The organism is Burkholderia sp. AW49-1, from assembly GCF_053427845.1.
Genome location: NZ_JBSAXF010000002.1, coordinates 24290 through 46968, shown reverse-complemented (window position 1 = coordinate 46968; position 22679 = coordinate 24290). Strand labels below are relative to the sequence as shown.

Here is a 22679-nt window from a genome sequence, read left to right as displayed (position 1 = left end):
GGGGTCGCGTTCAGCATCCGATCGTACAAATGCGACGCGCCAGGTAACTGCCTTGTGGATTCGATGGAATTTCCGCGACACGCAGCGTCCTGCCACCGGCGCTGTTTTCCGCGGCATTGTCATAGATGAGACGCTGGAACTCCCGCTTGACGATGCCGTAGCACTCGCACGCGTAACCCTCCAGACCGCGCCGGTCCAAGATGGTGATTTTTCCCCGGCGTTGGGAGATGAGCCCGGCGTCTTGCAGTTTCCCTGCAGCTTCGGTCACGCCTTCACGGCGAACACCAAGCATCGTGGCAATCAGTTGTTGGGTCACGGCCAGCTCGTCGGTCTTTAGCCGATCGTGCGTGAGCAACAACCAACTACTCACCTGCCTGTCGATGTGGTGACGTCGATTGCACAGCGAGTTTTGCGCGACCTGCGTCAACAGAGCCTGTATGTAATAGAGCATCAGCCGGTGGATGAAGCCGTGCCGATCAAACTCGCGCTTGAAAAGCTGTGCATTCATCGCATACGCATACCCGCTGCTACGGACTTCGATGCGGGTCGGCATCGTGAAGCCCCCCGTCAGCACTGGCACGCCGATTACCCCCTCGTTTCCAACCGCTGCAACCTCGGCAGTAGCGCCATCGGCCATCAGGAAAATCATGGAGATGATTGCGGACGTCGGGAAGTACACCTTCTTGACTGTTTCTCCGGCATCGGACAACAACTGGCCGCACCTGAGCTGGACAAGTTGCAGATGGGGAGCAAGCGCGTCGAATTCCGACGTAGGTAACGATGCTAGAAGATGGTTTTCGGATTGTGTATTCATGACATCGGGCGTGAAGGTTTGCGCTGGGTCATTTGACATACCGCTGCAACAATCGGCGGAACGGACCGACCAAGATGCACGAAGGTTTCCGCGCTGCACCAGGCCCAACTTCGGTGCAGGACGACTGCAGACGGCCATCTGCAGCTGACTCAATTGGTATTGCGACAAACATGCCAGACGATATAAGTCTTTGTTTTATAAGATATAAAAAAATATCGTTTAAAACATGTCTCGAATTTCTACTACAAATGTCTCGAAAATGAGCTGTTTTTCGGGGAACCATCCGCGTATCGGCACATCGCCCGCGATGCTGCGCCGCACTCACGGCGCCCGCCATCCATGATTGCAAAGGACTCCCGCCACAACGCCCACGCATTCGGACAGCGGATGAACGCAAAAGCCAGTTGGCGATATTCGATCGAATTTGCGTCAGATCTGATACGAACGAAGGTAAAGCGTAAGCTCTCGCCAGGAACCGACGCTCAATCTTCATCGCCGAATGGCACGTCGAAACACCAATGACACCCTGAAGTGGGCGTATCCAAAGAAGTATCGTCGGCAACCGATCCTCTGTGCGCATCCGCACCGATCAAGACTTTGGCGCCTCATAGCATCGCTTGACCTGCTCAAGCGGGCTCAACGATGCGTGTGAGCGCAGATTGAACGATCATGGAGGTGCCGCGATGAGGGTCGCGCTTGTTCACGATTGGCTGGTCACGTATGGCGGGTCCGAGAAAGTTCTGGAACAGATCATCGAATGCTTTCCCGATGCAGACATATTTAGTCTGGTCGACTTTATTCCGGAGCGTTCGTTTCTGAAAGGCAAACAGGTAAGGACATCATTCGTCCAGAAGCTACCTTGGGCCAAGCGCCGCTATCGTGGCTATCTTCCCTTTTTTCCGCTGGCGATCGAACAGTTCGATCTTTCTGACTACGACTTGATCGTATCCAGTTCGCATGCCGTCGCCAAAGGCGTGCTTGTTGGTCCCGATCAACTACATGTCAGTTACGTCCATTCGCCCATTCGTTACGCCTGGGATCTCCAACATCAGTATCTGAATCAAAGCGGTCTGGTAAGAGGCATTCGTTCTTTTCTGGCGCGCGCGACGTTGCATTACCTCAGGACGTGGGACGTCCGTACCGCGAACGGTGTTGACGCGTTTCTGGTCAACTCTCAATTTATCGGGCGTCGCGTCGAGCGTGTCTACCGTCGCGACGCCCGCGTCGTGTACCCCCCCGTCGATATCGAAGCATTCGAGCTGTGCTCGCGAAAGGATCCCTTTTATGTGACCGTCTCACGGATGGTGCCATACAAGAGGATGGATCTGATCGTCGAAGCATTCACAGCGATGCCCGATCGCAACCTGATAGTCATCGGCGATGGCCCCGATATGGACAAGATACGCACCAAGGCAGGCCCCAATGTCACGATCCTGGGCCACCAGCCATTTCACGTACTCAAGGACCACCTGCAACGTGCCCGCGCGTTCGTCTTCGCCGCGGAAGAGGATTTCGGCATTTCAGTGGTCGAAGCACAGGCTTGCGGAACCCCTGTAATCGCGTTTGGCAAGGGGGGGGCATGCGAAACAGTGATCGACGAAACAAGGCCCCAATCAACTGGCCTGTTCTTCGAGGCGCAGACAATCGAGGCGATCCAGTCCGCCGTGGAGCGATTCGAGTCGAATATCGGTCGCTTTTCCCCAGTGAGCTGTCGTCTCAACGCTGAACGCTTTTCAAAAGCTGAATTCCGGCGTGGCTTCCTCACCGCGCTCCTGAATGCAACGGAGTCTCGCCAGCACTTGCGGACGATACATGCGATCCGGACATCACTCATCCAATCGCTCCGCGCGACGGAAACGCAAAATCAGCTTCAAGCCGAAGTCGCGATGAATATCGACTGATCACCTGTTTCAAATGTGCGCTGCTCACAGCTGAACCGTTCTGTAGATCAGGATCGGACAGCCTACGAGTATATTCGCCCAGCACTACGTCGTAACAGTGAACAGCCCGCAACAACGTGGAAGACGCGTTATGGTCGGTTGATCTTAATGCTTGCCTGGCGTCGCAAATTCAGTACGTTTCCGAACGGATGGATCATTCGTCCTGGCGCGATAGTTGGCCTGAACAAACGTGGCTTCGGCATAGAAGCGATAAACGCGTTCGGTCGATGATTCGAAACTGAAACAATGATGTTCGGTCTGGCATGGCGACGTATCCCCATTCTCCAAGGAGTTTGCAATGTCCAATTCAGCTGGAATGTCCGGATTGCTCGACCAGGAAAGTACACTGTCCCGAGAAGGAAACAACGGCTCCGGCCAACTGACATCGTCGGAAGCCCATCACATCGCAAGCAACGCATTGGCGCATGATGTCCCCGAAAATGAGACCTATCTCGCCACCCTTATCAAGGCCGGTCTTCTTATTTCCACCGGAGTTGAGGGTCTGTATGGCCGAAGCGCGACCTTCGAGGATGTTGTCGACAAGCTCAGTGAGCTGATTGGCCGATGGGGTGCGGACAAAGACGTTGAAGTTCTCCGCTTTCCGCCCGCGATGAACCGTCAAATTCTCGAGCAGAGCGGTTACTGGAAAAACTTTCCCGACCAGATCGGCAACGTATTCTGTTTCAGCGGCGACGAGCTCCGACATCAACGTCTGCTGAAATGTCTCGACAATCAGGAAGACTGGACTGAAGACGTCAAACCGACCAAGATCGCCGTCACCCCTGTCGCCTGCTATCCGGTCTACCCTGTGGTGGCTCAGCGTGGCCCGCTTCCCGCAGGAGGCCGGCTCATCGACATCTTCTCGTACTGTTGCCGGCACGAACCCTCCAATGAGCCAGAGCGCATGTTGATGTTCCGGCAGCGCGAATTCGTATGCATGGGAACGGCCGCACAGGTTCTGGCATTTCGGGAGAACTGGATCGAATATGCGACGGACATGATTGACTCCCTCGGACTACCGGCGTCCATCGAACTCGCCAACGATCCGTTCTTCGGTCGGGTGGGGAAATTCATGGCCGATAGTCAGCGCAAAAAAGCATTGAAGTTCGAGCTGCTCGTTTCGGGTATCAATCCGGACAAGCCCACTGCCTGCGGCAGCTTCAATTACCATCAGGACCGCTTTAGCGCACTATGGAAGATACATACCGACATCGGTGAAATCGCACACACTGGCTGCTGCGGATTTGGGCTCGAGCGCCTGGCACTTGGTTTGTTCAAACATCATGGCTTCGATACCGCCGAATGGCCGCAAAAAGTACGTGCGACGCTGTGGGGACGCACCTCTTCGTGACCCTGGTTTCCTGCCAAGGCTGCAGTGCTTCGGTCTCAAACTCGAGACGTGATTGCATGGACGTCGTCAGTATGAGCCCAATTGACTCTCATCCGTTGCGACGGCCAAATCCATTGTGCATCGGCATGCCCGCCGAGCGCCGCAGCTTGCGAGCCGCGTCGAGACAACGCCTAGCGTCACACGCCGATCGCACGACATGATTTTCCAATTGCGGCATCAACAGATGGGGACTTAAACATGAAACACACGCTGCGACAAATCATCTCCGATACGAAATGCCTGGACGTTCCCATCGACGCGCTGGCCGACCATAGCGACTTATATGCTGTCGGCCTAACTTCGCTGGCGTCTGTACACTTGATCATAGAAATCGAGCGCGAATTTCGCATCCGCATTCCAGATTCCATGCTCAAGTACGAGCTCTTTTCCAGCATCGATTCGCTGGCCGCGGTGATCGCTCAATTGCAACATGAGAACGTATCGGCACGAACCACGCCAGTGGCCCAATCCGCCGTCGACTCCGATTGCATACGCCATGCCGCGTTGCCAACGAGTTACTGACGGTACTTCGCACGACGTTTGACTTGCCGACCTCGGCGAGTTCCACGTCAAGAACCTGACGATGGGGTGAGCGTCGGAAAATCACAAGGCCGAAAAATCAGGGCCCGCCCGGGCTGCCGGACGATGAGTGCGCTTGCGCACGGAACGTCGACCTCAAGCATCAGACATTGCATAAGCCCGGACGCAAGCAACTATCGCGGCAGCTTGCCTTCAGTCGGCTTTAATCAACTCTGGTCCGATTGCCCCTTCGCTCTAGGAGTCGTACGACCATGCAGCATCCAGCTACCGCTAACAAGCGCTCGGCCACTCGCTCTGATTCGCGGCCGCAGGACAACTTCGATGCGATCCGCCTGATCGCGGCACTCGTTGTCCTGTACGGACATGCGTTTCCCCTCACGGGAAGCACATTACCGGCGCTGTTCGGCAATCAGGTGGCCACGATAGCGGTGAAGGTCTTCTTCGTGATCAGCGGCTACCTCGTAATCGAAAGTTGGCGGCGCGACCCCGTTGTTGGCCGCTATTTACTCCGCAGGATTCTGCGAATACTCCCCGGTTTGGTGATAAATACACTGGTGTGCGTCGTTTTGCTGGGCCCCCTCGTCAGCACGCTTCCACTCGGCGATTACTTTCGATCGCCGCTCTTGCCGCGCTATCTCGAGAACATCATTTTGCGGCCAGCCACATTGCTTCCAGGCGTGTTCCATAACCTGCCGTACCCAGATGCCGTAAACGGGTCACTATGGACGTTGCCGGTCGAGTTCGGCATGTATATCGTTACGCCGTTACTGGTACTGCGAGGCGCGGGACAGAAGGTGCGTATCCTCATCGGTTGCGTCGCGCTGTGTGCAGCAAGTCTGTATCTGGTTCGCATCGCGCAACTCGAACCCATCGGCCACGGCCGGGCTATCCTTGATGCCTTTAACGTAGCCCCCTATTTCCTGCTCGGCGCGGCATGGCGCATCACAGCACCGCAACACGCCTTCAAGATGCAAGTAGCAATGCTCGCATTACCCGCCCTCCTGTTGATCCCCGGGAGCGGCGTCGCCTACGAACTAGGTCTTTTCCTGATTCTGCCATATGCAATCCTGTCGCTCTCACTTGCGAAACCGGCCGCGCTCGGGTGGGTTGGGCGTTTCGGGGATTTTTCCTATGGTGTCTATATTTATGCGTTTCCTGTTCAACAGACCGTTGCGCTTTTCTTTCACACCGCCGGCAATCCGCTACTAAATTTCGCACTATCCGTGGCGCCTACGCTTCTCCTTGCCGCAGCATCATGGCACTTCATCGAAAAGCGATTTCTCTCGCTTAAACCTGTCGGATCATCCGCGCAGCGCGGGGCAACAACTGCAGGGCCCGTTGCCGGTTGATTAGCGTATTTCCCATGTACTCTATAAGGAGCTGACCATGACGCGCCTTTTCGACTCAAAAAAACTGTTCTATGGAATGAATATTCATCCACAGTACAGCGAGGCCCCTTGGTTTAAAACACCAGCGGAAGTCATTGACGAACTGTACGAACTTGGATGCACTGTCGCACGAATAGACTGCTACGGTCTGGAAGACGAGGCCAAAATTGTACTTGAACATGTAAAAGAAGCGGAAAAAAAAGACATCCTCGTTGTACCTTGCCTCGCTCATCACACGCCGTTTGATAGCGAAAATTACGAAGCCGGATTATATTTCGGAAGGGTTACGGCTGAAATTCTGAATGAGCATTGCCCAATCTACGAGGTATCTAACGAAATTTCAATTCATTGCAATGGCGAAGGCCCTGGGACAGATCCATCCCGATACAAGCAAACAAATTACGTAAATTGCCGAGAATTAATTCGCGGTGCGATAGACGGTATAAAATCCGTACAATCCGATGCGAAAATTATTATCGGCGGCGGCGTAACGACACTCACGGCATTTAATAAGATGTTATGGTATGGCACCGAACCAAATGGTTCAAGTGGTCATCCCCCGGTTCGCTGGGATTACACCGGCTGGCACTGGTACGAATCAAGTGGAAGGATCGACAGCGCCAATGACGGCACCGGCACACCGTACAACGTACTGGAAGAGCTTGCCAAGTTTGGCGTTCCCATCTGGATCACCGAGCTCGGCTTCATTCCGAATAATGATTATCTCGACTTACAAGCCACCTACGTAAGAGCTGCATTGGCTGAGTACCGTGAGTATCGGGACGACTACAACGTCATCAACACTTGCTGGTATGCGCTGTATGATGACTACAGTGGCAACTTTGGCCTGATTCATGCAGATACTGACATGTCTAATGCGGCGTCAGTGAACATGGATATAAAAGCATATGCAGCAATGAAGTCGAAGATGGCTGCCTCTGCGTACGCGAGGTCAAAATCACGGGGAATCTCTTCCACCACCACGACATCATTCCAAAAAATCAGTTCCAATTCATCCCTGAAGCTCGATTCACTGACAAGAAAGCCCGCTCACGATGCCTTCAAGCTATTTTTGTCCACGTATCCGGATGACGATCAACCCGACCGAGATGTGCACACCGCCGAATACACGTTACCGCTCGCGCTATATCAGCGGCTACGTGATGCAGCCTCTCATAATCAAGTTTCCGAGAATTCCGAACTGGTTCGCCGACTCGACTCCACCTTTACACCGGTTGGGACGCTCTACGAGAACCTGACACGTGCGGCAGAACAGAACGGCGTTTCTCTCCTTGACGAAGTTGTAACTCGACTCGAATCGACGTTTGAATCGCGCAAATGAGCGTCAGCGGTGCGCCCTGCCGCCGGCGACGCACCGCGACAGCGTAAATTCGATGCCCGGCTCGGTTTGCACCGGCAGCATGTCGGCAAATCACAGATCAGCCGGCCAGGCGAGACGATCGATTGTCGCGGTCAGTCAGCGGACGCGATCGCCAGCGCGTCGCGCAACGCAGTCTCCTGAGAGTCCGCTGGATTCGCATTCAGCCGGGGCAGCAGCGTTCTAACGTGAGCGACAAAATCGTCCGGTACCGGCATGATCTCAGGGCAGTACGTGTCCATGCACCTGCCCAAACGATTCGCCACGAACAGTGTTCGGATTTGCCGATAAAGAAGGACAATCTCGTGCTGTCCATCGACCGCTTTGACCTGTCAACTCACAGCGGACTGCTTGACGCTCAGTTCCCGCTAGGCACACGTGATATCGGCATGACGCGCCACGCATTCGACGCGCTGCTGTCATATCGGCGCCCGTCCGACACATATCGGACAGTTTTTTTGGATTTCGATAACTTGATAAATTCCGTGTGCAATTCGTGCCACGCTGGGGATCTCCACATAGCAACAAAACATTCGAACTTACGAGACCTCACGCTCGAGAATGTCCAATAATTGACGAGCCGACGCGTCCCACCGGAAGCCGCGTGCACGCGCATATCCGCGTGCGCGCAAGGACTCGCGCATCGCGGAATCAGTCATCATCAGCGCCACTTTTTCGGCGATGTCGTCGACCGACCATGCATTACAGTACATTGCCGCGTCGCCGCATACTTCCGGCAATGCCGCTTCGCGCGATGCTACCACCGGACAGCCGCAGTACATTGCCTCCAGTGGCGGCAACCCGAACCCTTCATATAACGAAGGAAATAAGAAGCATCCAGCATGTTTGTAAAGTGCCTTCAGCTCACCATCTGAAACAAAGCCGGCCTTGATAACGCCTTTTGACAAATCGAAATCTGGTCGCGGCGTCGAATTGAATACACGTAGATCGCACGCTCCCACTACCACAAACTGCCAGCCGCGACTTCCGCCAAGCTGCTCCACGGCAGCAAGAACCCGAGCCAGATTCTTGCCCACCGAAAGGCTACCGACGATTAACACATAGTTATCCTTCTTGATATTCAGCCGCGACAAAACCCGAACATCTGCAATGATTCGGTCCAAGTGATCGACGCCATTGGGTATGACTGAGATGCGTGACGCCGCGATGTTCAGGCGCTCCGAGATTCGTTGCTTCGAAAACTCCGAGACGGTCACGATATGACGCACCCTTCGCGTCAGGATCGCGTACGCAACGCGATACCATACCTTGTACTTCCAGGAGTAGTTTTCCGGCAAATCATAGACGGCAACGTCGTGCACCATCAGCACCTGGCGCCTAGCAAACAACGGTCCGATGTTGCAAAGACTGAGCAGGGTGCGCTCGCCGATCAAAAACGGCAGCGCAAATTGTTCCCACATCGATCCCTTGAGCCAGCGAGAGGTCATCTTCGATCCGGGGAATATGACACCATTTCGGGCATTCGAAGGAACTAGCAGCGGCGGGCTCCCGTCGTTCGGAAAAAGTCGCACGAACGCCACGGCGAGTTCATAGCCAGCCCGTTGCACACCAGTCATTCGTTGTGAAGCAAATTTCCCGTTGATCGCGAAATTCCCACGCCTGTCAGGCTGTCCGCGCATATAGGAGACGGTCTGGCCTGCGTCCAGAATTTTCATCTGGGTCGATGCGTCGTACGCATTCGGCTGCGCAGGGGTGTTGTTGCAGTCAGCAATCATTTGCGTCATGAGGCTAGGCTCTCGGCGATTCGGCACGATGGTGCTTTGTTTCGTTAGAAACTCGCATTGCAAACGGAAAGGCGTTCGACATGTCGGCACAGTGCGAACCAACGGAATTTCACGTTCCCCAATGCACTTTCGGTGCGACGTATTAGGCCATTTCCAACGTGCCATAACTGTACGATGTCGCTCATTGCAGGTGCCATGAGGCAAAGTGCGATTCCGCACCGATTCCTCGACACGTTGGGCGCAGCATGAATATGGCTCATCGACATGCCGGCCACCAGCAAGGTCACGCAACACCAGAAATCACTCTGCTTGCTACACCAAACCTCATGTCCAGCGTGACCAGTCCCCACCGCATCGTTCATGTCGATGCCATGTGTACGATCGAGATAGCACTCATGGACTGGACGTTGTTGGCCAACAAGACAATGCCGCCGGATCCCTTCTCGAACGTGATGATGATGCCAACCACATTCGCTCATGACGAGTTCGTGCCGCGCTACTGGCAACTCGGAACGGACCCGTGCTCTGATGTCTTGCGCATGGGTTTGCATCTGCTCGGCGGATTGCACCGGATATTCGTGACATTGTGCCGCCATACGATGACACGTTCCTGCTGGGATGAAGCAGCGGGATGACCCAGGCAATCCGGCACCTGCACAAGTGCGGTTGCATACTGCATGCAACACGCTCGGTATCTCTACATGGATGCGTCAGTAGGTCCGCCAAGATCGCAAGCCGAGGGATGGCATGACACCCTTGCCCGTGTTTGACTTCATGCAGTTCAACGCCGGAGGGTTTGATGTACGCCAGAACGATTTCGATGCTCTTCTATTTGTTCTTCACTTGTGTGATCTTCAATCCGCAGGTCTCCGGCGTCACCATCTACCTATACACCATCCTGCCCTTTCTGGATCCTGGCTTCATCGCATTTCTGGTATCGACATTGCGTCGCTGGATCGTACCCGTGGGAATAGCGATCACTGTGTGCCTTCTCGGTAGCCCGATGATGGCGGCAAAAATCGTGTCCATCGCGGTATGCGTCGGCTATTTGATGTACACGATCGCACGGAGAATCGAGTATCTACACGGATGGATGGCCGTGAACATTCTGTTCGGCATTGCGCAGTTCGTCCTTTACTATGTCGACTATAGGCTGTCGATTCAGTTGGGACCCGACGAAGTGTCGAAGATGCTTTGGGGCGAGGCGGCAACCCAGACCAACACGAACTACTACGAAATCCTGTACTTCGCGCGTGTCAGCGGGTTTTCGCGTGAAGCCGGTTTTTTTGCATCGCTTCTGTCAGCATCGTTCGTGCTGTATCTCTTTCAGGGAAGACGCAACAGATGGATGCTGGCGTTGTACTGCGTGGGGCTCTTCGTCAGTCTATCTAAGTCTTCCTTTGTACTCTTGATTTTCGCGCTCCTGTATCTCGTTCGCAGGCAGCTACGTGCAGTCCATCCCGTTGTTTCTCTGATCGCCTACTTCACCATCACCATGGTGCTTGCGCTTTATATGAGCCAGCACGATTTCTTCGGATCGCAAACGTTCGCACATCGCTTGGCTGGCTATCCGTTCCTGCTCGATGCACACTTCGCCGACCTCGTCCGAGGTATCAACGCCCGCAAGTTGCTTGACGATTACGGCTACTTGCCGTACGTGTTGATTAACCGGGATATCTACTTCGTCAGCGACGCCACCTTTACCAGCATTCCAGGTCTGTTCGCGGATCTGGGATTGCTCGCCGGGCTCGTATTGCTAGGTGTATTCGCCTTCACGGCAAGCGATGGCTTCGTCATACTGCTTTGCTTGCTCATCACGGCAACCGTGGGAATGACGACGGTGACATCGTTCGTACCGATCGCGTATCTGCTGTGTTACTGGTCCCGCTTCGTTGCATATCTCAGCGTACGGCGCCAGCGCGGAACGCCACCGATGCGCTCGCGATTCGTCACGCGCCCAACGACTGCAACGGTAACAGCTTATCCTGATCAAGGCGCGCGATGAACTTCTGCCAATATTCCGCCAACTACCGGTCACTGTTGCGCACGCTCCTGTTCGCTTTGCCGCTACTGTCGCTACCGATAAATTGCCTTGCACAACTTCGCAATGTCAACGACGCAGAATCTCTCTATCGTCTGCCGGGTGAGCGGATATCGCTCATATTCGAGGCGGCGTCGGTCGATGCGATGGGTGCCAAGCTAACCGTGCAAGTGTTTCCATTCGACGAAAGTGGCAAAGCTGCCCCCACCCCCGTTGCCACTTACCGTCGGAAGATCGACGCGACGCAGCAACGCCAGCCCGTGAGCATTGTAGCCATGATGCCAAAACCAGGCTTCTATCGGGCAGAGGCCGAGTCACACTCGTTGTCGGGCACACCGCTCGGTCATACGTCGGTGACGATCGCGGTCATGCCGAAGCGTAGTAGTGAGGCACCTGCGGACTTCGGCATCGTCACGCACTTCGCACAAGGTCAAGGTTCGCCGTCAATCTTGCTGCCACTGATCAGGCATGCCGGATTCTCTTGGATTCGCGACGAGCTCTACTGGCAGGAAATCGAAAAGGTACCCGGCCAGTTCAGTTTTCCGGCGCGCTATGACGCGTTCCTCCAACAAGCCGTCCGGGTGGGAATTTCGCCGCTCATCGTGCTCGATTACGGCAACGCGGGAGCATACCCTCGCGTCTTCGGATCATCGCTATTTCCGCAGACAGCAGAAGCCCGGACCCTGTTCGTCCGCTATGTCAGCAAGGTTGTGAAGCGCTACGGCAAGATCGTCAAGCACTGGGAGCTGTGGAACGAGCCGTCCTTCGACCAGATTAGCTACTCGAGCTATCTCTCGCTGCTCAAGGCGTCGTATTCCGCCATCAAGAAAGCGAGTCCGGACGCAAAGGTCATCGCTTGTGGTGGAGGTGGCATAGGCGGCGGCCCCGGGGGCGACTGCGTGATCCAGCTTGTCAAGGACGGGGGACTGGATGACCAGGATGGCTTCAGCGTCCATCCCTACATGTCACCGAACACGCCAGAATTGGGCTACCCGGCAAAAGGCGGCCCTATCGACGTCGTCAGCATCCCGACGACGTGGCCATACCTGAAGTCGCTCGCCGTACGGCACCCGAAGACAAACGGCCGGCAGCTCCAAGTCTGGGTCACGGAATTCGGCTGGCCCGTGAATCGCAAGGTACCGGGACAAGACGAAACGAGCCAGGCTGCCAATCTGGCACGTAGCTATTTGCTATCTCGACGCTATGATGCAATACGAGTGCTGTTCTGGTATGACTTGATGGACGACGGCATGGATCCCGACAATTTTGAGCACCACTTCGGATTGCTGCATCACGATCTCTCGCCTAAACCCGCATTTGTCGCGGCATCCGTACTTGCCACGACCCTGGCAAACCGGCCATGGCGCGATGCACTCATCGATACCGATGACGTCAAGGTGTATCAGTATGGGAACAGCGAGACGGTCACGGCTGGCTGGACAGTTGGCCCAGCCCAACGCGTCGCGTCGATAAATTTGCCTCCGGGCCAGTACATTCAACGAGACTGGCAAGGTGTGGAAAAACCAGTCACGGTCGCCTCTCAACCATTCGAATGGACGCTCGGACCGTTGCCGCGCTATCTCCTTGCTGCAGGTCATGCAAACTAGCTCGTGTACAGCTTGCAGTGCGCTCATGCTTGGCGGTGCTCGCGACGCCACAATCTTTAACTCACGCAAATTCGTGAATGTTGTCGCGTTTGACCGAGACAGGCATGTCGGCGAACCGAAGGCCCGCCCCCTCACCGCGCCTCGTTGGTACGGCGATTCACGTTCAGTCGACTGAATCAAGCTTTGAAGACTTTCAGCGCCGACACACTCCCTTCCAGTCGCTATATCGCAGCCGGCTAGCTTCTACTGTCGTGAAACAGCCTACTGAACCACCGGGTCGCAGCATTCCTGGCAACAGTGATCCCTGAGATATGACTTGGCCCCTCAGTGACTTGCCGACGTGCCTCGATCTCGTCGGACGACAGCATGCGCTCGGTGCGCACGTCCCCGCGTCGTGCCGCGATGCAGAGCGATGCAACAATGATGATCGCGATGATTTCCAGCACTGCGATGATTATCAGGAGACGCATAGCTTTCGAGTGGATGTCGATCAAGTGCCAACGTGGATTTGCCAGCGATGCAAGTTTGCCACAGCTCATGGGTAGCGCTGTCATCAGTGCGTCGGCCAACGACGCCGGCGGCGAACACCATTCTGAACGTACAAGATTCCCGTGCACCATGATGCATACGACGGATCATGTGTTCGAATTCGTACAGTTTCGACACGTGGCCGACGCTACATTTCGTTCCGTGAAATCCGTGCAGCACGCAGCTCCCTCGCCCATTCGATTGGACCCGCTTCATGCGACTGCTCATGTACTTGACGAATTTCGGCGATCCATACCTCACGGTCCCGCTCGCTGGATTGATACTGGCATGGCTCGCGATGACGCGCTCGACGCGAGCGCTCGTCATCTGGACGAGCGGCATGGCGATCAGCGGGTCAATCGTGGCGGCCAGCCGGGTTGTTCACATTATCTGGGGGGTGGAAGTATCCGCGTTGAATTTTACGGTGATCAGCGGACATACGATGCTTGCAAGTGCGGTCTACCCCACCGCACTGTCCATCTGCGAGGACCGCACACGCAGAACCACGGCGATCGGACCATATGTCTATGGTCTCGCCTTCGCGAGCGTAATCGGCATTTCGCGCGTACTACTCGGCTTTCATTCGACGTCAGAGGTGGTTAGCGGGCTGGTGTCAGGTGTTCTCGTGGCTACGCTGACCTGCGCGCAGCTCGCGCTTTCAGATGCTCGCCGTGCAGCTCCCCGTGCACGGACCACTGGATTGACCCTGCCCGATCCAACGCCTTTCGCGGCAGCGGCTCTGGCTGCCGTCGTCATGTACCACGGAAAAATCGCACCGGTATCGGCATCGATCGACCGCAACGCAGTGGAGTTATCCCAATGGGGAAAGATGCAGGCCGAGAAACTCCGTCAATGACATGGCGTGTGCCAACACGACACGCTGACGTAGCGCGGCGTCAGCCGATGTTCATTGCGGATTCGTCATGCGACGAAACCTTCGAACCCCGGACTACGAATATCTCGCATCCCATGGCAATTCTTATCACTGACTTTCCGGACAGGCACGGCGACCCATTGATCCGTGTCGATTACACTGGCCACTGACATTGACGTAGCATCGTATTCGAATTCATCGCGGTCGACCAGATCGTGTCCAGCACCCCCGATTTTGAAAAATGACGCCTCACGCGCGCTCAATCCGGTATCGACTCCGTCAACATGAGGAGCACTGTATTCATTGGGCTTGCCCCCACTCAAAAGCAAATACACCGAAATAAAAAGCAACCGTGATGCACACGGAGTCGACCTACGTTCTGTCAGGTTAGCGATCGGCGTTATACAAACGCCTGCCGCAGCATTCCATGTAATTATTTCCGCCCGCCTTTGGTCATCCGTTACCCAGGTTACAATTTCCGCCCCTCTCCCCAAAATCATTTCCATCCACACTATCGCAAGCTGCACGCAAACGTTTTACGTCAGACAAATACGCCCGCCAGAGACAAAATAGTACTAACTGGCCGCAATCAAAAATCAACAGTTCCATTTCACATCCCCAATAGTCAAGCCCCGAATTAAAGTTCTATTTAGATCATGCCGATATGCATACGAAGCCGAAGGTGCATCTGTTGCGTGGACCACATCGCTCCTATTTTTCCCAAAAAATGAACAATCCGCCGCACACAGGCGAGTATCATTCGGGGATTTCACCCGTTGCCTGGTGATTCTGAATCACCCGCGTCTGAAGAGATGATTGCATCAAGAGGCCCGCTCCGGTCACACCCAGACGAGCCCAAGGGGCCATGCACTCATGTTGCCAACCCGACCAGTGCGCACACCGACATGAGCGATCGAGATGAAACTGAAATGAAAGATTGCGTCAAAAACGGGGCAGCAATTATATACGATATTTATTATTGAAATAATTCGTGAATGCTCTGTTGGAAATACCCCCTCACCTGCCCTACATTCTTCCCCGCTGCACCTCAATTTAGTCAATAATAGTGAGGAAAGCTTATTTAATTGCCAAGTTAGATTTCTGACTTAGCATGAACCACACCCGCCAGAGTGCACAGTGTGCATGCTGACAGGTTAGATTTCTGACTTAACCTGATTTAAATCGCACGCGGCACGTTATGACATCAGGATGAACCCTGATTCACCTCGATGCGAGCACAATCGACGCGGAATCTAATTGCATCCGATTAGATCAGCGTTCACGTCTATTCAAGTGCTATCCACGCCCGAGTGCGTCGTGCGCGACTGGTGCAGCTCTGCAATTTTCCAGGCGCGGCCTCGAACTGACATCACCAATTTTGGAAATGATCGTGCCTGTGACTGCTGCTTCCCAAGACTCGGCCGAACCATTGAATGATCCGTCGAAGCGTCGTAGACGTTGGACGCAGGAAAAGAAATGGGAGATCGTGCGCGAGAGCTTCGACCCCACGAAATCACTGCATATGGTGGCGGCCCGATACAACGTCAATCCAAGTCAGCTGTCGCGCTGGCGCCGGCAGTATCGCGACCAGATTCGGTCAACAACGAAGTCTGACGACGAAGGCCCGACGAATACCGGGTGAACTGATTAGGCAGACTGAATAGTCGAGCTTGGTTCGATGCAGCCTCGGCTCTGGATCCTGACGAAAGGCAACTCCAGAACGTCCTGGGGATTGGGCTACCCGGTGCGTGCATCGTCGTCGTTTCGTCTGTTAAGCAAAAATTCAACGGCGGATGCGTTGGTCGCGATCAATTCGTGCTCGACGTACCGAACGTCATGATCGACCAGCGCTTCTTCCAAATCCCGAGGCGCGGTTATTTAACTCCGAGGGCAATGTATGCAAGAGCCGCGCTTTGTTGTCCCCCAGATTTTGCAAGCCGCCGCGTCATCTCATGCAACAACGCATCTGCGTGAGCAATCGCATTCGCCGCCCATGCGTCCGTGCCTGTATTTGTCACGTCATCCCGATACCGGACTCGTGGCTCTTCTCAAGGATCAACACTGGAACGTGCAATGCGAGAAATCCGTGCATGATGCGCGACGGATCGAGAATCCCGGGGCCGCCCGGGCGGGAATCATCGACCTCGATGGCCTCAAGACGCGCGACCTAACCGCACTGGAGCCGATCCTGCGCCACAAGCAGATCGGCTGGATAGCACTCGCAAGTGCCGAGCGTCTTTCAGAGCCAGAGATCCGTAAGTTGATCCATCAGTACTGCTTCGACTATGTGAAAAAGCCACTGTCGCGAACGTTGATCGATTGCCTGGCCAGCCACGCATATGGGATGGTGACGTTATGCGATCGCGAATTTGAGACTGATTCCACGGGCACGGCTGGCAACGAGATGGTCGGTACGTGCGACGCGATGCAGCATCTGTTCCGAACGATTCGCAAGGTGGCGAACACTGACGCGGCCGTGTTCATCTCCGGTGAGTCGGGCACCGGCAAGGAACTGACCGCGATCGCAATCCACAAGCAATCCGCGCGCCGCAAGGGCCCGTTCATCACCATCAATTGCGGCGCGATTCCGCACCACCTCCTTCAATCCGAACTTTTCGGCTATGAGCGCGGTGCATTCACCGGCGCGAACAAACAGAAGATCGGCCGCGTCGAGGCTGCACACGGCGGTACTCTATTTCTGGACGAAATCGGCGACATGCCACTCGAGAGTCAGGCGAGCATGCTGCGTTTCCTTCAAGAAGGCAGAATTGAGCGGCTCGGAGGTCAAGAGTCGATTCCGATCGACGTTCGGATCATATCGGCAACGCACGTCGATCTCGAAACCGCCATCCGCGACGGACAGTTTCGTGGAGACTTGTTCCATCGCATGTGTGTGCTGCGCATCGACGAGCCGCCGTTGCGCGCGCGTGGCAAGGACATCGAATTGCTCGCACATCACGTGCTGCAGAAGTTCAATGGCGACGGCGCGCGAAAGATTCGCGGCTTCACGCCGAACGCAATCGAAGCGATGTACACGTATTCGTGGCCAGGCAACGTGCGCGAACTGATCAACCGGATCCGCCGCGCGATCATCATGGCCGACAGCCGGTTGATCTCCGCTGCGGACCTCGACCTCGATCAGTTCACCGCACAACAACCAACGACGCTCGCCGAGGCGCGCGAGCGCGCAGAGAAAAGCACGATCCAAGCCTCGCTGCTGAGGCATCGACGGCGACTGTTCCCGGTGGCCGCCGAACTGGGAGTCTCGCGCGCCACCCTGTATCGACTCATGAGTACGTACGACTTGTAAGCGTCCCGGCCGGGCTTTGTGGACAAACAAAGCCTCGCATATTGAATGCGTCGCTTATTCGTAGCGACACAAGTCATCCCGGCAATTGGGGTGCGTGCTTCGTCGTGTTCGCTCAGGGCTCGCTGCCTGCGCATATAGTGATCGACGCAAATGCCATGCGTCGCAAAGATGGTTGGCTTCGCAGCAACTATCCTCACGAAATATTTCGGTCCGACCGGGCCGTGTCAGTCGCAACGACAGCCATTGCCGGACGCGTTCTCGGCAGCGCCTACCGACAATGGTGTCGTGGAAAACACCGGCCTCCGCGAACCCGACGTGTCACCAAGGATCACGGACCTTGCTCATTACGCTGAAAGACGTTGTCTTCGAACCATGCGAATAGCGGGGCTTACGGCGAAATCCGGGGACTTCGAAGAACTGACGAAGCGCGCGTGCGCTACGCAAGTCTTCCGTAGCTGTCCTCGAACCTTACGATATCGTCCTCACCGAGGTAGGTGCCTGATTGAACCTCGATGATTTCAAGCGGCGTTTTACCAGGATTTCCGAGGCGATGCACGGTTCCGAGAGGAATAAACGTCGACTGGTTCTCCGAGAGCAGAAAGGTGTCGTCGCCACGCGTCACGTGGGCTGTTCCCTTTACCACGATCCAATGCTCGGCCCGATGGTGGTGCATTTGCAACGAAAGGGTTTCGCCGGGGTTCACGACGATACGCTTGACCTGAAACCGCTCACCTGCGTCGATCGAATCGTAATGTCCCCACGGACGATGCACCTTTCGGTGATTATCGGCTTCTGGTCTGTGTTCGGCTCGAATGCGCGATACAACCGCCTTGATTTGCTGGGCATTCTTCCTGTCAGCGACCAGTATTGCATCTGCGGTCTCGACGACGACGACATCGCGCAGTCCCACACACGCGATCAAGCGCCCCTGAGAGTGCGCGAAGGTATCGACGGTGTCCTCGAACATGATCCGTCCCTGGCCCACGTTACCGGTAGAATCCTTCGGAAGGATTTCCCAGATTGCGTCCCACGAGCCGACATCCGACCATGGCGCGTCCATCGGAACCACGACGCCAGCAATGTTGCCACACTCGCCCAGTCGTTCCATGACGGAATAGTCGATCGAGTCTTCAGGACAATTCGTGAAGTCCTGCTTTGCAAGGCGAATAAACTCGTCGTCGGGCGTACTGTTTCGATAAGCTGCGCTGCAAGCAGCAAGGATATCCGGACGGACTGCAGCGATCGCCGTAAGCCAGACCGACGCGCGTACCACGAAGACTCCACTGTTCCACCAGTACTCGCCGGAATGCACATACTGCTGAGCCAGTTCGTGATGAGGTTTCTCGACGAACTTATCGATGGCAAAGCCGCCGTGCTGCCCGATAGGCATGCCGACGCGAATATAACCGTAGCCCGATTCGACGCGACGGGGAACAACGCCGATTGTCACTATCGCACCGTCGGCAGCGTAGCGAGCGGCGCGTAACACCGCGGCATGGAACGATTCGATATCCGGCACAGCATGATCGGCGGGCATCACGACCAGGATGGCGTCCTGCTCGTCGGATGTACGCACGAGTGCGGCGGAGGTGAGCGCCGGTGCGGTATTGCGTGCATAGGGCTCCAGTACGATACGCGCTGACTTGCTGCACGAGCGCAGTTGCTCGGCACTGATGTACCGATGGCTCTCGCCACACACGAGAAGCACGTCATCCGACACCGGCCATGTCTTGGACAGACCGTCCAGGCGCTTCGCCGTTGCCATGAGCAGCGACTCTTCGCCCAGCAATCTAAGCAACTGCTTCGGATACTGTTCTCGCGAGAGCGGCCACAGCCTGGTTCCCGCCCCACCCGCAAGGATCACGGGTTGAATGGGTAGGCAAACGCTGTCGGCCGCGTTCGCAGGCTGTGTCGATCGAAATTCAAACGTGGTGCTCATCATCGATTGGCTCCCTTCTCACGGGTGGATTTGCGCAATCCGCACCGGCAAATCCCGCAGCAAATTTCCCGAGACGTACCTCTCGGGAAATTTGCTGATTGGGTGTACGGATGCTCGGCGCAACGAGTCATGTTTAAAACGAGTACCCCAAAAATGCACGAGCAGACAGCGTCAACGTAAGGGGTTGGATGCCAGGGTTCTGTTCGATTTCGAACAAAGGCATGAATGAGCGACAAAGTGCCCGTTCGCAGGTGTATTGCAAGCGTTCGCGTGTCGAGCATCATTCGGGCACATCCAGCCCCCGTACTATCAAAAGTGTGAAAGCGCACCGAAGGAATGAGCACCGACATTGCATGCTGAATCTTCATGAAGAGCGACTGCCGGGTGAGCCAGTCACAACGTCGAAGGCGTGACGATTCGTTCAACATTCGTACGGCAAGCGCGTTCAACGATGGGATGAATGCCTCCTCGCGATTCGCATGAAATCCTGACGTGACAAGAAATGCCCACCGATAAGAGACCGTGAAAAATATGGAACCAGTCGTTTTCAGCGGACATGCCGGATGGTTGCATGCTGCCCACGGCGAATGCGCGGTTGTGCTGTGCAACCCCCTCGGACACGAAGCCATGTGGTTGCACCATGCAATGCGTCAGTTCGCGCACTACTTGGTGTTGCGAGGCATTTCCGTGCTGCGTTTCGACTATTTGGGGACTGGCGACTCAACCGACACCGGAGACTGGGTACGTCCATTGGATTGGGTTGCGGAGGTTGTAGACGCTGTCACCTGGTTGAAACACACAACGTCGGCCAAACGCGTCTCGCTTGCGGGATTCCGTTTCGGCGCAACGATTGCGGCATTGGCGGCGAGGCAAACTGAAGTCGAGTCGATCGTCATGTTTGCGCCAGTCGTGTCGGCGCAGCGCTTCCTGCGCGAATTGAGCATCTTGCATCAGACGTGGAGCCGCCGTGCCGGTCTGGAGGAAAACTCCCCTCAAAGCCCGCATGGCGCCCGCGAGATCTTCGGACACCTCTTCAGCGCCCAGGGACTCGAGGCTCTTGGCGAGATCGATCTTTGCAAAGCGCCGCGATCTTCTGCTAGCCGGGTGCTGATCGCACACAATCGTCAGCGTGACGGCAGCGACGCGCTCGCCGAACATTTTGCGGCGCAGGGTGTCCGAGTCGAATCGATTGAGTTCCCCGATTACGCTCAAACGCTATGCCCACCGTGGTTGACCGAATCGCCGGTTACCCTGCTCAATGCCGCTGCAGACTGGCTATCCATGAAGAACGGGCTCCGTGCAGAATCCTCGTGCAGGCTTCCCCTGACTCACACGCCGGCGCGGATCTCAGTACCCGATGCTACCGAACGTGCGGTCAAGGCTGATGATGGCCGACTCCCGGGCATCTTGTGCGAACCGGTGCAGCAATGTGAACCGGCCGCGCCCGCGTTGCTGATTGCGAATACGGCGGCAACCCATCATGTCGGCGATGGACGTTTCGGCGTTGAACTTGCACGAGAGATGGCCAGTCACGGCTATACGTCGCTTCGCGTCGACGCGAACGGCATGGGCGATAGCGAGGGCGCAGCACATGTCCGTATTCCAGGCGAAATCACGTTCGATTCAATCTCGTCAGATCTATCGCTTTGGGTGGACTGGCTGGCAGCGCGCGGTTATCGACACGTCGTCATCTTCGGGATTTGCGCCGGCGCGTATGCCGCGCTGAATGCAGCGCGTGATAATCCTGTTCTTCGCGGGCTCGTGCTCGTCAATCCCGCCAGCTTTAATCTACCGGAAGGTTGCACGATCCAACAGGCTGCTCGGCGTCCGCGGGGCTCACCCCGCGCAAATTTGCGCTCGATGATATGTCCGGAAAAGTGGTTTCAGGTCATGCGCGGGGAAGTTCGCCTAGGCCCCGTGGCTCATACCTTGTGGCGCCACGCCTTGGCACGAGTCCAGAGTCTGCTTTCGATCTGGTCCAACGACATGTTGTTTACGACCACATCGAGCTATCAGGTGCATCGACTCTTTCGACGACTCGACGCGGCAGGTATTCGTATCCAGCTTCTGTTCAGCCCAAGGGACCATGCACTGGATGAGTTCTACATGCATTTCGGCATCGGCCGGCGCGGCATCAAGAAGCTGCCGCGACTGAACGCGCTCGTTCTGCACAACGTGGACCATGAGGTCCTCAACAGACGAGCCCGCGAGGAGGTCACGGCCGCCTGTCTGGCACTACTGCAGGACATTCGCTTCTCCGAACAGAGTGAGAACGCACGCACTACTGCACCTGGACGAAGAACTGAGCTGCCTCATCCTGCATCACTGACCTCGCTGGCCAGTTCAGGCGTACCCTCGACGGAGACGCTCACGGTTGGAGGTGCTATCACACCTGAGCTTTCCATTCCAAAGAAGTAGACAAGCAACGACTTGGTTGTGACGAAATGAGCATCGCTGACACGCCTGAGGTGCAGCAGTCGACTCGGCTTCGCCCCGCGCTCCAACCGAAGGCTATACAAGTTCGTGCAAAGCTAGAACAGCCATGTGCGCGGAAAACGGCCGATCCGCGCATGATTGCGCACCCGTGTCGAGATCAAAACGCTCATCGAGCTCGAACAGCGATTCCACAAGTCACGCCGGTCACGTCGGCTCATACTTTGCCCGGTACAGAGACCCGTCTGGCCAATGTGGAAGGCGATCATGTCGACGTTGGACTCGCGCCCGGAGCGCGGACACGTTTTCCTCGCACCTCAAAGCGCACTACCGAACATTTGATACGTGTGCCGCGAGATGGCCTGCTGATTCGGGCACTCATTTTTTGCGCGATGCGACTCACACTGGCCGCCGTCCTTTCGTTGTTCGTTGCATTTGGAAGTTGGCTCATCCAGCCACCCACTGCCACCACGCCACATGAGACAAGCGCTTACGGTCTCGTCGAGGCGTCGGCCAATTCCGCGTTCGCTGGTGCAAATTCACCCACTCATACCATTGAGACTGCCAAAAACGGCCACTGCTCATGCGAATGTTGCGGCGCCTTCAGTTGTGTCGCAGCTGCACCCGCCCCACCCACCCCGTTTATTCCCGTACTGCCGTTGTCATTTCCCCTTCCTGCCGGACCGCTTATACCTATGTTCGGCGGTTGGTACAGACGACTGAAAAGACCCCCTCGGCTCATCGAGCTCTGA

General features: G+C 55.8%; 15 protein-coding genes and 1 pseudogene. 12 read left to right on the top strand and 4 right to left on the bottom strand.

Annotated features, from left to right (window positions below; all coding sequences use genetic code 11):
- Window positions 1–10 precede the first annotated feature (10 nt).
- The gene (locus ACV22W_RS05025) at window positions 11–814 is read right to left on the bottom strand and encodes a Crp/Fnr family transcriptional regulator (protein ID WP_448018158.1); all 804 of its coding nucleotides are present in this window, start codon (window positions 812–814) and stop codon (window positions 11–13) included.
- 683 nt (window positions 815–1497) lie between these two features.
- On the opposite strand from ACV22W_RS05025, the gene ACV22W_RS05020 reads away from it, so the two are divergent.
- From ACV22W_RS05020 to ACV22W_RS05000, 5 genes are all read left to right on the top strand, one after another.
- Window positions 1498–2715 (top strand): glycosyltransferase family 4 protein, encoded by a 1218-nt coding sequence (locus ACV22W_RS05020; protein ID WP_448018157.1) that lies wholly within the window; start codon window positions 1498–1500, stop codon window positions 2713–2715.
- A 337-nt stretch (window positions 2716–3052) separates the two neighbouring features.
- Window positions 3053–4105 carry an amino acid--[acyl-carrier-protein] ligase gene (locus tag ACV22W_RS05015; protein ID WP_448018156.1) on the top strand — a complete coding sequence of 351 codons (1053 nt, stop codon included), beginning with the start codon at window positions 3053–3055 and terminating at the stop codon, window positions 4103–4105.
- Window positions 4106–4342: 237 nt separating this feature from the next.
- Window positions 4343–4666, top strand: a complete 324-nt coding sequence (locus ACV22W_RS05010) for an acyl carrier protein (RefSeq protein WP_448018155.1) — start codon at window positions 4343–4345, stop codon at window positions 4664–4666.
- Window positions 4667–4935: 269 nt separating this feature from the next.
- A complete protein-coding gene (locus ACV22W_RS05005; protein ID WP_448018154.1) occupies window positions 4936–6033 on the top strand; it encodes an acyltransferase family protein in 1098 nt (365 codons plus the stop codon).
- Window positions 6034–6070: 37 nt separating this feature from the next.
- Window positions 6071–7414: a hypothetical protein gene (locus tag ACV22W_RS05000; protein WP_448018153.1), complete on the top strand. Its 1344-nt coding sequence runs from the start codon at window positions 6071–6073 to the stop codon at window positions 7412–7414.
- Window positions 7415–7989: 575 nt separating this feature from the next.
- Here ACV22W_RS05000 and ACV22W_RS04995 read toward each other — a convergent pair.
- Window positions 7990–9195, bottom strand: coding sequence for a glycosyltransferase family 4 protein (locus tag ACV22W_RS04995; protein ID WP_448018152.1), 1206 nt, complete (start codon window positions 9193–9195; stop codon window positions 7990–7992).
- Between the two features lie 245 nt (window positions 9196–9440).
- Between ACV22W_RS04995 and ACV22W_RS04990 the strand changes: the two genes are divergently transcribed.
- The 4 genes and pseudogenes from ACV22W_RS04990 to ACV22W_RS04975 all read left to right on the top strand — a co-directional run.
- The gene (locus ACV22W_RS04990; RefSeq protein WP_448018151.1) at window positions 9441–9830 is read left to right on the top strand and encodes a hypothetical protein; all 390 of its coding nucleotides are present in this window, start codon (window positions 9441–9443) and stop codon (window positions 9828–9830) included.
- 164 nt (window positions 9831–9994) lie between these two features.
- Complete coding sequence (locus tag ACV22W_RS04985; RefSeq protein WP_448018150.1) at window positions 9995–11200, top strand: hypothetical protein; 1206 nt, start codon at window positions 9995–9997, stop codon at window positions 11198–11200.
- On the top strand, window positions 11197–12843 hold the full coding sequence (locus ACV22W_RS04980; protein WP_448018149.1) for a beta-glucosidase: 1647 nt from the start codon (window positions 11197–11199) through the stop codon (window positions 12841–12843). Before ACV22W_RS04985 ends, ACV22W_RS04980 begins: the two co-directional genes overlap by 4 nt.
- Window positions 12844–13561: 718 nt before the next feature.
- Window positions 13562–14227, top strand: a pseudogene (locus tag ACV22W_RS04975) (phosphatase PAP2 family protein); the annotation flags it as partial.
- A gap of 65 nt (window positions 14228–14292) precedes the next feature.
- Here the strand turns inward: ACV22W_RS04975 and ACV22W_RS04970 are convergent.
- Window positions 14293–14751 (bottom strand): hypothetical protein, encoded by a 459-nt coding sequence (locus ACV22W_RS04970; protein WP_448018148.1) that lies wholly within the window; start codon window positions 14749–14751, stop codon window positions 14293–14295.
- Between the two features lie 884 nt (window positions 14752–15635).
- Between ACV22W_RS04970 and ACV22W_RS04965 the strand changes: the two genes are divergently transcribed.
- On the top strand, window positions 15636–15887 hold the full coding sequence (locus tag ACV22W_RS04965; protein WP_448018147.1) for a transposase: 252 nt from the start codon (window positions 15636–15638) through the stop codon (window positions 15885–15887).
- Between the two features lie 255 nt (window positions 15888–16142).
- Window positions 16143–17555, top strand: a complete 1413-nt coding sequence (locus tag ACV22W_RS04960) for a sigma 54-interacting transcriptional regulator (RefSeq protein ID WP_448018146.1) — start codon at window positions 16143–16145, stop codon at window positions 17553–17555.
- Window positions 17556–17991: 436 nt separating this feature from the next.
- On the opposite strand, the gene ACV22W_RS04955 is transcribed toward ACV22W_RS04960, so the two are convergent.
- Window positions 17992–19497 (bottom strand): mannose-1-phosphate guanylyltransferase/mannose-6-phosphate isomerase, encoded by a 1506-nt coding sequence (locus ACV22W_RS04955; RefSeq protein WP_448018145.1) that lies wholly within the window; start codon window positions 19495–19497, stop codon window positions 17992–17994.
- A 528-nt stretch (window positions 19498–20025) separates the two neighbouring features.
- Between ACV22W_RS04955 and ACV22W_RS04950 the strand changes: the two genes are divergently transcribed.
- Complete coding sequence (locus tag ACV22W_RS04950; protein ID WP_448018427.1) at window positions 20026–21912, top strand: serine aminopeptidase domain-containing protein; 1887 nt, start codon at window positions 20026–20028, stop codon at window positions 21910–21912.
- The last annotated feature ends 767 nt before the right edge of the window (window positions 21913–22679 follow it).